The organism is Microbacterium sp. Leaf179 (assembly GCF_001423785.1).
In the GTDB taxonomy this organism is placed as follows: domain Bacteria; phylum Actinomycetota; class Actinomycetes; order Actinomycetales; family Microbacteriaceae; genus Microbacterium.
Map to the genome: position 1 here is coordinate 1,229,403 of NZ_LMPH01000001.1, position 13,239 is coordinate 1,242,641.

The 13,239-nt window shown below is 72.0% G+C and carries 15 protein-coding genes; 6 read left to right on the top strand and 9 right to left on the bottom strand.

All coding sequences use genetic code 11. The annotated features are described in order from the left end of the window. Nucleotides 1–99: 99 nt before the first annotated feature. Nucleotides 100–1,599, bottom strand: a complete 1,500-nt coding sequence (locus ASF96_RS05590) for an MFS transporter (RefSeq protein WP_200934072.1) — start codon at nucleotides 1,597–1,599, stop codon at nucleotides 100–102. 158 nt (nucleotides 1,600–1,757) lie between these two features. Here ASF96_RS05590 and ASF96_RS05595 point away from each other — a divergent pair, with 158 nt between their 5' ends. From ASF96_RS05595 to ASF96_RS05605, 3 genes are all read left to right on the top strand, one after another. Continuing rightward, nucleotides 1,758–2,243, top strand: a complete 486-nt coding sequence (locus ASF96_RS05595; protein WP_055834678.1) for a phosphoribosyltransferase — start codon at nucleotides 1,758–1,760, stop codon at nucleotides 2,241–2,243. Beyond that, the gene (locus ASF96_RS05600) at nucleotides 2,240–2,926 is read left to right on the top strand and encodes a uracil-DNA glycosylase (protein WP_055834681.1); all 687 of its coding nucleotides are present in this window, start codon (nucleotides 2,240–2,242) and stop codon (nucleotides 2,924–2,926) included. Before ASF96_RS05595 ends, ASF96_RS05600 begins: the two co-directional genes overlap by 4 nt. A gap of 62 nt (nucleotides 2,927–2,988) precedes the next feature. Beyond that, nucleotides 2,989–3,600, top strand: a complete 612-nt coding sequence (locus ASF96_RS05605; RefSeq protein ID WP_055937735.1) for a GNAT family N-acetyltransferase — start codon at nucleotides 2,989–2,991, stop codon at nucleotides 3,598–3,600. 23 nt (nucleotides 3,601–3,623) lie between these two features. Here ASF96_RS05605 and ASF96_RS05610 read toward each other — a convergent pair whose 3' ends face one another. From ASF96_RS05610 to ASF96_RS05645, 8 genes are all read right to left on the bottom strand, one after another. Continuing rightward, nucleotides 3,624–3,950 carry a protealysin inhibitor emfourin gene (locus tag ASF96_RS05610; protein WP_055936769.1) on the bottom strand — a complete coding sequence of 109 codons (327 nt, stop codon included), beginning with the start codon at nucleotides 3,948–3,950 and terminating at the stop codon, nucleotides 3,624–3,626. Further along, a complete protein-coding gene (locus ASF96_RS05615) occupies nucleotides 3,937–4,995 on the bottom strand; it encodes a M4 family metallopeptidase (protein WP_055936772.1) in 1,059 nt (352 codons plus the stop codon). Before ASF96_RS05615 ends, ASF96_RS05610 begins: the two co-directional genes overlap by 14 nt. A gap of 138 nt (nucleotides 4,996–5,133) precedes the next feature. After that, nucleotides 5,134–5,922 (bottom strand): ABC transporter ATP-binding protein, encoded by a 789-nt coding sequence (locus ASF96_RS05620; RefSeq protein WP_200934073.1) that lies wholly within the window; start codon nucleotides 5,920–5,922, stop codon nucleotides 5,134–5,136. After that, on the bottom strand, nucleotides 5,919–6,821 hold the full coding sequence (locus tag ASF96_RS05625) for an ATP-binding cassette domain-containing protein (protein ID WP_082509303.1): 903 nt from the start codon (nucleotides 6,819–6,821) through the stop codon (nucleotides 5,919–5,921). The genes ASF96_RS05620 and ASF96_RS05625 overlap by 4 nt, the downstream gene beginning before the upstream one ends. Next, the gene (locus ASF96_RS05630) at nucleotides 6,818–7,687 is read right to left on the bottom strand and encodes an ABC transporter permease (protein WP_055936774.1); all 870 of its coding nucleotides are present in this window, start codon (nucleotides 7,685–7,687) and stop codon (nucleotides 6,818–6,820) included. Before ASF96_RS05630 ends, ASF96_RS05625 begins: the two co-directional genes overlap by 4 nt. Then, nucleotides 7,684–8,634: an ABC transporter permease gene (locus ASF96_RS05635; RefSeq protein WP_055834693.1), complete on the bottom strand. Its 951-nt coding sequence runs from the start codon at nucleotides 8,632–8,634 to the stop codon at nucleotides 7,684–7,686. The genes ASF96_RS05630 and ASF96_RS05635 overlap by 4 nt, the downstream gene beginning before the upstream one ends. Further along, on the bottom strand, nucleotides 8,631–10,142 hold the full coding sequence (locus ASF96_RS05640; RefSeq protein ID WP_055936777.1) for an ABC transporter substrate-binding protein: 1,512 nt from the start codon (nucleotides 10,140–10,142) through the stop codon (nucleotides 8,631–8,633). The genes ASF96_RS05635 and ASF96_RS05640 overlap by 4 nt, the downstream gene beginning before the upstream one ends. Nucleotides 10,143–10,312: 170 nt before the next feature. Continuing rightward, the gene (locus ASF96_RS05645; protein ID WP_055936780.1) at nucleotides 10,313–11,230 is read right to left on the bottom strand and encodes an alpha/beta fold hydrolase; all 918 of its coding nucleotides are present in this window, start codon (nucleotides 11,228–11,230) and stop codon (nucleotides 10,313–10,315) included. Nucleotides 11,231–11,386: 156 nt separating this feature from the next. Here ASF96_RS05645 and ASF96_RS05650 point away from each other — a divergent pair, with 156 nt between their 5' ends. From ASF96_RS05650 to ASF96_RS05660, 3 genes are all read left to right on the top strand, one after another. Further along, nucleotides 11,387–11,917 (top strand): carboxymuconolactone decarboxylase family protein, encoded by a 531-nt coding sequence (locus ASF96_RS05650; protein WP_055936784.1) that lies wholly within the window; start codon nucleotides 11,387–11,389, stop codon nucleotides 11,915–11,917. Then, on the top strand, nucleotides 11,914–12,657 hold the full coding sequence (locus tag ASF96_RS05655) for a tyrosine-protein phosphatase (protein ID WP_082509304.1): 744 nt from the start codon (nucleotides 11,914–11,916) through the stop codon (nucleotides 12,655–12,657). Before ASF96_RS05650 ends, ASF96_RS05655 begins: the two co-directional genes overlap by 4 nt. 97 nt (nucleotides 12,658–12,754) lie before the next feature. Then, nucleotides 12,755–13,219: an SIP domain-containing protein gene (locus ASF96_RS05660; RefSeq protein WP_055834704.1), complete on the top strand. Its 465-nt coding sequence runs from the start codon at nucleotides 12,755–12,757 to the stop codon at nucleotides 13,217–13,219. Nucleotides 13,220–13,239 lie beyond the last annotated feature (20 nt).

Genomic DNA, 13,239 nt, shown 5'->3' on the forward strand with positions numbered 1-13,239 from the left:
GTGAACGCAAGGAGCAGCTGAACGGCCGTCACCGTCGGTCTCACCGCCGCATTGCCGCCAGCCCATCGATCCTCGGCCGGTCGAGCCCGAGGTCGTCGTTCAGGCCACCTCGCCCCGTGCGGCGTGGGCGGCGGTCTCGGTCCCGGCACTGTCGGCGAACGCCACTTTCGGCACGAAGAACAGCAGCACGGCCGCGGCGAACCCGCCCGCCGCGCAGATCGCCCACACCGTCAGGTAGCCCGCGAGCGGTGCGGCGGTGGCGGCCACGGCCGCCCCGGCTCCACCGGCGAGGACCACGCCGAAGACGGCGGACGACATGGTCCCGCCCACGGTCTTGGTGGTGTTGGTGAGGGCGGATGCCACCCCCGTCTGCCCGCGAGGAGCGGCGGCGGCCGCGGCCGCGGGCATCGCCGCGACGAGGGCGCCCGAGCCCATCCCGGCGATCGCGAGGCACAGCAGCACCTGCCAGAGCTCGACGTGCAGGGGGAGCAGGAGCGCGTATCCCGCACCCACGAGCGTCGCGGCCCCGATCAGCATCGCGCGCGGACGCGCCCACCGCGAGGTCACGGCGAACAGCACAGCGCCGACGATGAGCGAGACGAGGTAGACGCCGATGACGTTCGATCGGTCCGCGGCATCGAGACCCAGGCCGTAGCCGAGCGCGCGGTCGGTGCCGGCGTAGGTCGCGAGCGGGCCCTGCGCTCCCAGCAGGCTGATGCCCACGAGGAAGGCCGTGGCCTGCACCGGCCACATCTCGGGGCGGCGCAGCACGCGGATGTCGATGGCCGGGTCGCGTTGACGGAGCTCGAACAGCACGAAGACCACGCCCAGCACGAGGCCCGCGGCCAGCAGCCCGACGATCGCGATCGGACCCGGGCCGTCGGGGAGCCGCACGAACGACAGGGCGCCGGTGACGCAGAGCAGAGCGCCGGCGAGGATCGTGAAGCCGCCGAGGTCGAGGCGGCGGTCGCTCGTCGACGGCTCGGACTCGGGCACGCCCCACCAGATCACCAGGCAGATGAGCGTCACGACGATCGCGGGGACGGCGAGCGAGAGGCGCAGATCGCCCCCGGTCGCGGTGAACAGGCGCCCCGCAGCCAGGGCGCCGATGATCGCGCCGGCCTGCAATCCCACGACGAGCAGACCTGCGGCGCGGCGGGTCTGCGACACCCCCCGCTGCTGCCGGCGTCCACGGTCGAAGATCAGGGCGATCTCGAGCGGCAGCCACACGACGTAGAAGCCCTGCAGGGCCCAGGCCAGCAGGAACGTCGTGAATGAGTCGGCGAAGACGAGCCACCAGCTCGCCGCCGCGGTCGCGATCGCCGAGAACAGCAGCACGCGCTTGTGCCCGAACATGTCGCCGAGTTTGGCCAGCACCGGCAGCACGAGCGCCGACAGCAGAAGCTGCGCGGCTTCGAACCAGTTGACGTCGGCGTCGCGGATCCCCAGGTGCGTGACGATGTCGGGCAGCAGGGGGACGTAGAACCCCTGCAGGATGCCGCTGGCGAGCTCCACCAGCACGAACCACCCGATGAGCCCCGCGGTCACCCCGAGCGCCGAGGTGCGCACCCGTCCGACCGCACCCGAGATGCGCGACATGGCGCGACGATAGCACCGCCGCCGCCCTCGGCATCCGCAATCGACTCCCCGCCGGGGTGCCACGGATCGCACCGGGCACCCCGCGACGAGGCGGCATCGGGCGCGGCGGCGTCCCGATCACGCCCTAGGGTGAGACGAGTCGACGAGAGGAGTCCGGTGTGACGGACGAGCGCGAGCGGTTGAGCTGGGACGATTTCGGGGTCGCCACGCGCGACATCTCCCGGGCGATCGTCGCCGACGGGTTCCACCCCGAGGTGGTCGTCGCGATCGCCCGAGGCGGACTGCTGCCGGGCGGCGCCATCGCGTACGGACTGGGTGTGAAGAACTGCGGCGCTCTCAACGTCGAGTTCTACACCGGCGTCGGCACCGTCCTCGATGCGCCCGAACTGCTGCCCCCCGAGCTCGACCTGTCGTACCTCACCGGACGACGGGTGCTCCTCGTCGACGACGTCGCCGACAGCGGTCGCACCCTCGACCTCGCCGTGAAGCTCCTCGGCCGGCACGGCGCCGAGACCCGTTCCGCCGTGATCTACACGAAGCCGTCGACGATCATCACCCCCGATTACGCGTGGAAGGACACCGATCTCTGGATCGACTTCCCCTGGTCGCACCAAGGGTCGGTGCACGAAGAAGACGCCGCGTGAGCGGCAAGACTCTCGCGCAGCTCGCCGATGCCGGCCTGATCGACGCGTCGTGGGTGACGCCCCTCGCCCCCGTCGCCGACGACATCGCGGCGCTCGGGGAGCGCCTGCGCACCGAGGGGCAACCGTACCTCCCCGCCGGTGACCTCGTGCTGCGTGCGTTCCGCACGCCGATCGACGCGGTGCGCGTGCTGATCGTCGGCCAGGATCCGTACCCCACCCCGGGGCACCCGATCGGCCTGTCGTTCGCGGTCGACCCGCACGTGCGGCCCGTGCCGCGGAGCCTGTCGAACATCTACCGCGAGCTCTCCGACGACCTGGGGATCGCCCCCGCGCCGCACGGCGACCTCTCGGCCTGGGGCGCGCAGGGCGTCATGCTGCTGAACCGTGTGCTCACCGTGGCGCCGGGCTCCCCGGCATCCCATCGGGGGTGGGGGTGGGAGCGCGTGACCGACCACGCCATCCGCAGCCTCGTCGCCCGCGAAGCTCCGCTGGTCGCGGTGCTGTGGGGGAAGGATGCCATGAACCTGGCCCCCCTGCTCGGTGATACCGCCATCGTGTCGTCGCCGCATCCGTCGCCCCTGTCGGCCAGCCGGGGGTTCTTCGGCTCGAAGCCGTTCTCGCGGGTCAACACCCTGCTCGAGGAGCAGGGCGCGGACCCCGTCGATTGGCGTCTCCCGGCCTGACGACGTCGCCGCGCGGCCCGGGGTCACACGCTCGAAACGCCGCTGTGCGTAAAGTGTCGAGCGTGCTGGAAGAGGAGTACGAGAAGGCCCGCCGTCGGTTGCCCACGCACCTGCGGCGTGCGCCGGAGCCCGAACGACCGTTCACGTATGAGATCCGCCCGGCCACCGAGGCCGACATCCCCCACATCCGCGAGATCTACAACTATTACGTGCGCAATTCCGTCGTGACCTTCGACGAGAAGGCCTGGACGATCGCGAAGTGGCGCGACAAGTTCGCCACGTTGAGCAAGCTCGGACTGCCCTTCCTCGTGGCGGAGTCGCCCAGCGGTCAAGTGCTCGGGTACGCGCTGGTGCAGCCCTGGCAGTCCAAGTCGGCGTACCGGTACACGGTCGAGAACTCGATCTACCTCGGTCAGGCCGCGGCGGGCAAGGGACTCGGCCGCGCCCTGCTGGAGGCGCTGATCTCCGCGTGCCAGGAGCTCGGCATCCGCGAGATGGTCGCCGCGATCAGCGACAAGGGCGCCGACGCGTCGATCGCCCTGCACGAGAAGCTGGGGTTCACCGAGGTGGGTCGCATGGGCCGCGTGGGCTTCAAGTTCGGCCGCTGGCTCGGGGTCGTGTACCTGCAGAAGAGCATCGTGTCGAAGAAGAAGCGTCGGAGGCTGTTCGGCTGACGCGCGCCCGCGCGCCTCTCGGGTCAGCGCCGCCGCGGCGTCGAGGGTGCGGCCCGGCGCACTTCGTCGACGAGCGTGCGCCAGGGGCCGTCGACCTGACCGTCGCCGAGTCGCACCCGCCGCACGGCGATGTCTCCGCGATGCACCTCGATGCGCCACTGATAGCGGTCGGCACCCGACGACGCAGAGGGGGCGGCATCCCACGGGCAGTTCTCGACGAGTTCGCGCCACTGAGCAAGACGCGCCGGGTCGGGCTCGGCCCGCCACTGCTTCTGCAGTCCGGCGAGGCCACCCGAGCGCACGACGACCACGGCGAAGCGCTCGTCGTTCGCGGCGTCAGGCTGCGGCATCCTCCTCGACGCCGACTGCGACCCATGCGGCGCGGACGGCGGCGACCTCCTCGGACTCCTCACCGTACTCGCTGGCGGCGGTGGCGCGCGTGGCGGCGGCGAAGGCGGCGAAGTCGGCGGTGGGGGAGAGGGTGCCCGCGGTGAGGGTGCGGTACCAGATGAGTCCGGCGCGCTCCCAGGCGAAGCCGCCCAGTGTCGTCGCGGCGACGTGGAAGGCGCGGTTGGGGATGCCGGAGTTGATGTGCACGCCCCCGTTGTCGTCGTCGGTCTCGACGTAGTCGCGCATGTGTCCGGGCTGCGGGTCGGTGCCGAGCACGTCGTCGTCGTAGGCGGTACCGGGTGCCTTCATCGACCGCAGGGCCTCGCCCTGCACGTCGGGCGCGAAGATGCCCGCGCCGATCAGCCACGACGCTTCGTCGGCGCTCTGGCCGAGCCGGTGCTGCTCGGCGAGGGCGCCGAACACGTCGGACAACGACTCGTTCAGGGCGCCGGACTGCCCCTGGTACTCGAGACCCCCGGCGGCCTCGGTCACCCCGTGGCCGAGCTCGTGCGCGATGACGCTGAGCGAGCGGGTGAACCCGACGAACACCTCGCCGTCGCCGTCGCCGAACACCATGCGCTCGCCGTTCCAGAACGCGTTGTCGTAGTCGTCGCCGAAGTGCACCGTCGCGAGCAGCGAGCCGCCCGCCGCGTCGATGCCGTCGCGCGCGAAGGCGTCCCAGAAGAAGTCGTAGGTGGCACCGAGACCGTCGTACGCCTCGTCGACGGCGGCGTCGCCGACGGGCTCTTCGTCTTCGCTGCGCACGCGTCGACCGGGCAGGTTCTCGCTGTTCTGCGCGTCGGAGATGATGCGATCGGGGGCGGGAACCGCTTCGGCGACGAGCGCGTCGCCGTCGATCGACAGCCGGAGCCGGGTGCGTGTGGGCCGCGGCGGCCGCGGCATCGCCAGGGTCTTGCGTGCCGCGGCGGCCGCGCGTGCGAGCCGCGGGTCGTCGGTGGACGCGAGCCGATCGAGCAGGAACGGGGGAACGATGCCGGGGTACATGCGCCGAGGTTAGCGCCGACCTCCGACATCGCGGCATCCCTTGCTCACGCGCACGATGGGGCTCCGCAGCGCATGGGATGGGGCCATCCGCGCGAAACCAGCCGCGCCGAAGCCCGTTCCCGGGGCGGCGGTGAAACTTCAGCGCGGCAGGGTCGGGATCGACGCCAGCAGCTGCCGCGTGTACGCCGCCTGGGGCTGCAGCAGCACCTTCTCGGTCGGGCCCTGCTCGACGACCTTGCCGTCCTTCATCACCACGACCTGGTCGCACACGCTCTGCACGACGCCGATGTCGTGCGAGACGAGCACGAGGGTCAGGTCTTCTTCGGCGCGCAGGCGCGCGAGGAGGCGCAGGATCTGCGCGCGCACGGTCACGTCGAGGGCCGACAGCGGCTCGTCGCCGACGAGGATCCGCGGGCGGTGCACGATGGCGCGCGCGAGCGCGATGCGCTGGCGCTGACCGCCCGAGAACTCGTGGGGGAAGCGCGAAGCCATGTCGGCATCGAGGCCGACCTGCACGAGCACGTCGCGCACCCGGGCGCGCCGGTCGCCGTCGACGCCCAGGGCCCAGAGGGGTTCGCCCACGGTGCGACCGACGTCCATGCGCGGATCGAGCGACGCGTACGGGTCTTGGAACACCATGCCGGTGGTGCGGCGCAGCCAGTGCAGCGAGCGGGCGGAGCCGCCGGCGACGACGGGGCGCCCCGTCACCTCCACGGTGCCCGCCGACGGGGTGTCCAGGCCCAGCAGCAGCCGGACGAGCGTGGACTTGCCCGATCCCGACTCGCCGATGATCCCCACCGCCGAGCCCGCGAGCACCGACAGGTCGACGTCGTCGAGGGCCGTCGTGCGTTCGGGCCGGGCGAAGCCCTTCCGCGGTGCGGGATAGGTGCGCGAGAGCCCGCGCGCGTGGATGAGCGTCTCGGTCATGGCGTCTCCCCACCGGTCGGCGCGGCGTCGGGGGCAGCGGCGGTCGCGCCGGACCCGCCCGCGTCGCGCTGTGCGGGCTCGACCGGCACGCCGGCCGGGGTCGCGGCATCGTGACCGGCGGTCTCGGGATGCCAGAGCGTCGCGGTCGCGTCACGCAACAGCGCTCGCGTGACCGGCGACGACGGCGCCCGCAGCAGGTCGGCGACCGCTCCGTGCTCGACCACGCGGCCGTGCTCGAGGACCACGGCGTGGGTGGCGACCTGCGCCAGCACCGCGAGATCGTGCGTGATGAAGACGAGGGACATCCCGGCGTCGTGGACCAGGGACCGCAGCAGCGAAAGGATCCCGGCCTGGATGGTGACGTCGAGGGCCGTGGTCGGTTCGTCGGCGATCAGCAGACGGGGACGGCACGCGAGCGCCATCGCGATCGCGACCCGCTGGCGTTGACCGCCCGAGAGCTGGTGCGGATAGCGCGCGACGATGCGCTCCGGGTCGGGGAGGGCGACGCGTTCCGCCTCGATCACGGCGCGGCGCGCCGCCTCTCGGCGGGAGACGCCCTCGTGGATGCGCACCGATTCGCCGATCTGGCGCCCGACCGTGCGGATGGGGTTGAGGGCGGTCCGCGGCTCTTGGAAGACCATGCCGATGTCGTCGCCGCGCAGGCGCGCGAGCTCGCGGTCGTCGAGACCCAGGATCTCGCGGTCGTTCCATCTCACGCTCCCCGAGGCCCGGGCGTCGTCGGGCAGCAGCCCCAGGATCGCCAGGGCGGTGAGGGACTTGCCCGAGCCCGATTCGCCGATGATGCCCACCCGCGCGCCGTCGGGCACCTCGAACGACACGCCGTCGACGACGGCGCGGCCGCCGATCTCGACGCGCAGGTCTTTCACGACGAGGCTCATGCGACCACTCCCGGAACGTGGGTGCGGGCGGCGGGTGCACGCTGGGCGAGCGTCGGGTCGGCGGCTTCGCGCAGGGCGTCGCCGAGCAGGTTGAGCCCCAGCACGGTGAGGGTGATCGCCAGCCCCGGCCAGACGACGGTGAGCGGGTGCACCGAGATGTACGACTGCAGATCGCTCAGCAGGACGCCCCACGACGGTTGGGTGACCGGGGCGCCGAAGCCCAGGTACGACAGTCCGGCCTCGGCGAGCACGGCGACCGCCATGCCCCACGACAGCTGCACGATGAAGACGGGGGCGACGTTGGGCAGCAGGTGCCGGGTGAGGTTCTGCCAGGGGGTCAAACCGCTGGCACGCCCCGCGAGCACGAAGTCGCTGTGCAGCACGCGACGCAGTTCCGGGCGCGTCACGCGGGCGATGTTGACGCCGAAGCCGATCCCCACCGACCAGATGACCACGGCGAGGGAGCCGCCCCAGACGGCCGAGATCATCATGGCGATGATGAGCACGGGGAACGCGATCAGGATGTCGACGAGCACGGCGATGCTCTCGCGGATCCACCGCGCGGTGAGCGAGCCGAGGGCGGCGAGGGCGAGGCCGAGCACCGACGCGACGATCCCGGCCCCGACGGCGACGACGATCGTCGTGCGGGCCCCCGCCATGAGCAGGCTCGCGATGTCGCGACCGTTGTTGTCGGTGCCGAGCACGTGCGGCCACGAGGGGGAGAGCCAGCGCGCACGCGCGTCGACGGCGGCGGGATCGAACGGCGTCCACACCAGCGACACCACGGCCGTGATCACCAGGAGCACGACGATCAGGATGCCGAACCGGCCGGTGCCCAGATTCCACAGGCGTTTCAGGGTGCTCACGAGGCCTCCCGCTGGCGGGGATCGATCAGGCGGTGCACGAGGTCGACGACGAAGCCGACGAGCAGCACGAACCCGGTGAGGGCGAGCAGCTCGCCCTGCACCTTCGGGAGGTCGCGCGCCGCGACGTCGGCGACGAGCATGCGGCCGACGCCGGGAAGGGTGAACAGCTGCTCGATCACGACGGCGCCGACGATGATGCCGGCGATCTGCAGTCCGAGCACCGTGATCACCGACAGTCCGACGTTCGGCAGTCCGTGGCGCACCAACGCCCGCGTGCGGGTCAGTCCCTTCGCCGCGGCCGTGCGCACGTAGTCCTGTCCGAGGGCCTGCAGGGTGGCGCTGCGGACGAACCGCAGGAGCATCGCGCCCTCGACCACGCCGATGGTGAGCGCGGGAAGAACGAGGGCGCGGAACGCGGCCCCGGGGTCGTTCCACCCGGCGCGGGGGAACCCCTGCGGCGGCAGCCAGCCCAACCAGACGGCGAACACGACCACCAGCAGCATCCCCGCCCACACCACCGGCACGGCGGCCAGGGCCTGCGACGCGACGCTGAGGGCGGTCCCCCCGGCGGTGCGCCGGCCGAGGGCCGACAGCACTCCGAGCGGGATGCCGATGAGCAGGGCGACCGTGAGCGACATGACCGCGAGGGGTACGGTGACCCGCGCCTTGTCGAGGAGTTCGGCGGCGACCGATTCGCCGGTGACCAGGGAGGTACCCAGATCGCCTCGCAGCAGCCCGCCGATCCAGTCGAGGTACTGCGTCCACAGCGGCACGTCGAGGCCCAGGCTCTCGCGCAGGGCGGCGACCTGTTCGGGGGTCGACTGCGTTCCGGCGATCAGCTGCGCGACGTCGCCGGGGAGCACCCGCAGCGACAGGAAGATCAGCGCGCTGGCCACGGCCAGGCCCAGGAGAAGCAGGCCCAGCCGTGTCAGCGCGTAGCGGATCACTCCGATGAGACCGTCACGCCCGCGAGGGGCAGGCGCACGTTGAGCGAGTTCTTCGGGAAGTTCGCGACGTTCGTGCCGACCGCGGTGCGCGGGGTGGCCAGGAGCAGCCAGTCGGCGGCATCCTCGTCGTCGACGATGCGGGCGGCCTCGGCGAGCAGGTCGGAGGACTGCTGCTCGTCGGTGGTCGCCTGGGCCTGCGCGTACAGGCTCTGCACCGTCGCGTTGTCGTACCCGAAGTAGTACGTGGGGTTCGCCCAGTTGCCGAAGTCCCGCGCCTCGACGTGACGCACGAAGCTCAGGTCGTAGTCGTGGTTCGTGTAGACGTCCTGCAGCCAGGTCGAGAAGTCCACCGATTCGACCTTGAGCGTGACGCCCACGTCGGCGAACGACGACACGAGGAACGTCGGGATCGACGTGGGGTAGACGTTGGGGATCGTCAGCGTCAGCTCGAGGTTCTCGGCACCGGCCTGGGCGAGCAGGTCGCGGGCGCGGTCGGGGTTGTACGACACGCTGCCCGTGAGGTCTTCGTACCCGGGGTCGAGCGGGGGGATCGGACCGTTCAGGGTCTGCGCGGCGATGACCGTCTCGACGAGGGCGTCGTGGTCGATGGCCAGACGCAGGGCTTCGCGCACCCGCTGGTCGGTGAGGGGGGCGCGCTGGTTGTTGAACGCCAGAGTCGCCTTGTCGGTGGTCAGGCCCGTGTCGATCGTGAAGTTCCCGGTGCCCTCGACCTGGCTCTGCAGTTCGGGGTCGACCTCGAGGGCGACGTCGAGGTCGCCGCTGACGGCGGCGTTGACGGCCGCGCTGCGGTCGGGGATGTAGTCGAGGACGACCTCGGCGACGCCGGCCTTGTCGCCCCAGTACCCGTCGTATCGGGCGAGCGTGAGGCTCTGACCGGTGTTGCGCGACGCCACCGTGAACGGCCCGGTGCCGTTCGCGGCGGTCTGGAAGTTCGTCGTGTCGGCGTTCTTGAACACGAGTCCGGCGCGGCCGGTCAGGGTGAACAGGAAGTCGATGTTCGGCTGCGCGAGCGTCAGTACGACGGTGGACGCGTCGGGCGAGGCGATCGAGGCGACGTTGGCGAGGTCGGCGCTGTTCTGGATGGTCGCGTCGTCCTTCGCCGTCTGCAGCGAGGTGACCACGTCGTCGGCGGTCATCGCGGTGCCGTCGTGGAAGGTCACGCCCTCCCGCAGGGTGAAGGTGTAGGTCAGCCCGTCGGGCGAGATGGTCCACTCCGTGGCCAGGGCCGGGACGATCGCGTTGTCGTCGTCGCCGTTGCGGGTCACGAGACCCTGGTAGACGTTGTCGACGAGGGCCTGCTCGAGGGCGGCTCCGCTCGTGTGGCGGATGTCGAGGTTCGACGGTTCCAGCGACAGACCCACCGTGAGGGTGGCGTCGGGGTCGACGTCACCGGTCGGGGCCGATGCGGTGTTCCCGCCGGTGCAGGAGGTGAGGAGGAGGGCTCCGATCAGGAGCGCGCTCGTGGCGAGGGCGGTGCGGCGCAGCATTGCGGGGATGTCCTTTCGCAGGCCGAGGGCATCCGAGTGCTGTGGATGCCGTGCATGGGGTGGGAACAGCCTACTTTCACCCGCATTCCCTCCACGTCCTTCATGACGGTGCGCGACGCCGTATGACGAGGAACCCGCCTTCGGGTGAGCCCCGCGGGCCGCGCCGAGGCTCAGGCGGGGGCGGCCGCGTCGCGGATGATGTCGGCGAGCGCCGCCGGGTCTTCCTCCTGCGCGTTGTGGCCGGTGGGGAGCACGCGCACGGCGGCACCGGGCACCCGTTCGACGAACTGGTCGGCGTCGGCCGCGGTGACGAAACCGCGTTCCCCGCGGATCAGCGTGATCGGGGCGGAGACACCGGCCACGTCGTCCCACCCGGTACTCGAGAGCACCGCGCGAACGGCATCCGGGGTCGTCGCGTCGGCACCGGCGTTCGCCGCCGCTGCGGCGAGGTGGGCGAAGTGGTGCTTCCACTCGACGCGGCCGTCGGCCCGCACGCGCGAGTTGAGGAAGACCCCGCGCTCCGCGGCGTCGCGCGTGCCGCCGAGCCCGAACGACAGGGCGCGGTCGACCAGCTCGTCGCGCGACGCCCAGTCGGTGGGGCCGGCGAAGAACGCGCGGATCTGCGCGGGCCCGGCGCTCGGATCGACCCCCGGGGTGATGTCGACGACCACGAGACGCGCGACGAGCTCGGGACGGGATGCCGCGACGGCGACCGCCGTGAGCCCGCCGAGCGAGTGTCCGACCAGCGTCTGCGGGCCTTCGGTCCAGGCTTCGAGGGCGATCGCGACGTCGGGGGCCAGCACGCGCGCGACATAGGCGGCGTCGTCGCGCCACGAGGAGTCGCCGTGGCCCGGCAGGTCGAGGGCGAGGGCGGGGACCCCCAGGTGGAGCAGCGTCGTGTCCCACGTGTGGGCGTTCAGCCCGGCACCGTGCAGCAGGGTGACCTCGGGCGGAGCGTCGCCCCACCGCAGGCCGCTCAGCGTGCGTCCGTCGGGCAGGGTGAGCTGCACCCGCTCGACGGAGGGGACGTCGAGGCCGAGATCGTCGGCCTGCGCGGGAAGGAACGAGAACTCGTCGACCTCGGGCATGACAGCCACCCTGTCATCGCGGGCCCGGATGCCGCCACCTCGGCGCCTCGGGGCGTCACGGCGGGCGTCACGGTCGGCGCCCGATCGACGGCAGGACGCGACCGGTGGGTCGGCGAACGCGGCACCGGTCGCACCCGCCCGCCGTAGGCTGTCGCCATGGGCGAGGAACAGCGCGTGCACCTGTCGAAGAAGGCTCCCGAGGCCTATGCGGCCCTGCGATCGTTCTCGACCACGGTCGGCCGGATCGCCGCCGAAGCCGGCATCGACGCGCGGCTGCGCGAGATCGTGCAGATCCACGCGTCGCAGCTCAACGGCTGCGCCTTCTGCGTGCGCGTGCACGTCGACGCGGCGGTGAAGGCCGGCCTCGACGCCGACGTCATCGCCCAGATCGCCACCTGGCGTGAGTCGGGGGTCTTCGACGAGCGGGAGCGGGCGGCGCTCGAACTGACCGAATCGTTCACGTTCATCCACGCAGACGGCATTCCCGACGAGGTGTACGACCAGGCCGGCGGCATCTTGAGCGAGCAGGAGTACGTCGCCCTCAGCTGGGTGCTCGTGGCGATCAACGCCTTCAACCGCGTGGCGATCGCGGGTCGGTACCCCGTTCCCCCGCGCGGGGGGTCCGCCGGGGGCGTCGCCGACGGCCCCGCCCCCGCCGCCCACCTCCACGGCGAGGACCCCGCGTGACCGGGTCGCCGGAGTCGCGATCGTCCGCGTCGCGATCGCTCGTGTCGGGTGCGACGAACTTCCGCGACGTCGGAGGTCTGCCGACCCGAGAGGGACGCACGCGCGAGGGGGTGCTGTTCCGCTCCGGCAACCTCGTGCACCTCGACGACGCCGGGGTGCAGACGCTGCGCGAGCTCGGCATCCGGCGCGTGATCGACCTGCGCGACGAGGCCGAGGTCGCCCACGCGCCCAGCCGCTTCGACGACGTGCCGGTCGACGTGCAGCACACCCCGCTGTTCCTCGGATCGGTGGCGTCGTTCTTCGCGCGCGATCTGAGCCTCGCCGACATGTACGACGGCATCGTCGACGACTCCGCCGACCGCGTCGTCGAGGTGGTGCGCGGCCTGCTCGACGCCCAGCCCGTGCTCGTGCACTGCACCGTCGGCAAGGACCGCACGGGGGTCACGGTCGCGATCGCGCTCGCCGCGGCGGGGGTGGATCGCGAGGCCGTCATCGCCGACTATGCGCGCACCGAGGCTCTGCTGCCCGCCGAACGCAACGCCGCCGTGCTGGCCGCGATCCGCGCGGTGCACCCCGGCAACGTGCACGTCGAGGACTTGGCGACCCGGTCTCCGGCGCCGGTGATGCGCGCACTGCTCGACCGGCTCGACCGCGAGTACGGCTCGCCGGCCGGTTACCTGCGGGCGCACGGGCTGAGCGACGACGAGCTGCGCCGGCTGCGTGCGGTGCTGGTGGGCTGAACCGCGGGGGCCGAGGCCCGCCGTCTCGTCGACGTCGAGATACAAAGGGGGAACTCAGGTTAGGCAACCCTTCACTCGCGGTATAGTGGGAGCCATCATGACCACCTCCACCGAGCACAACGACGCCGCGTGCCGCACGTCGCGGCACACCCGCGTGCAGCACCTGGTGACCGCCGACGAGACCTCTCTCGTCGAGCTCCAAGCTCTGCTCGCGACGTTGCCGATCTGCTCGACCGGGCGGGTGTTCGTCGAGGTGCCCGACGAGTCGTGGATCGGACGCATCGCCGCCCCCGCTCGCATGACGCTCTCGTGGCTCGACCGTTCGCGCCGCGGCGGCGCCCCGGGCACCGGCCGCGGTTGCGCCCCGGGCGAAGCCCTGGCGCGGGCCGTCGCCGGCTGGTCCGGCGAGATGCTGTGCTGCGACGACGACGCCACGCGCGTGTTCCTGCTGGGCGGCTACCTGGGTACCGCCGAGATCGTCGACGACCTGGTCGCGCGTCACGGCGTCGACGCGCAGTCGATCCACACGCCCGAGCGCTTCGGTCTGGCGACCGCCCGCTGAAGCGGGCCCCGCGAAGACCC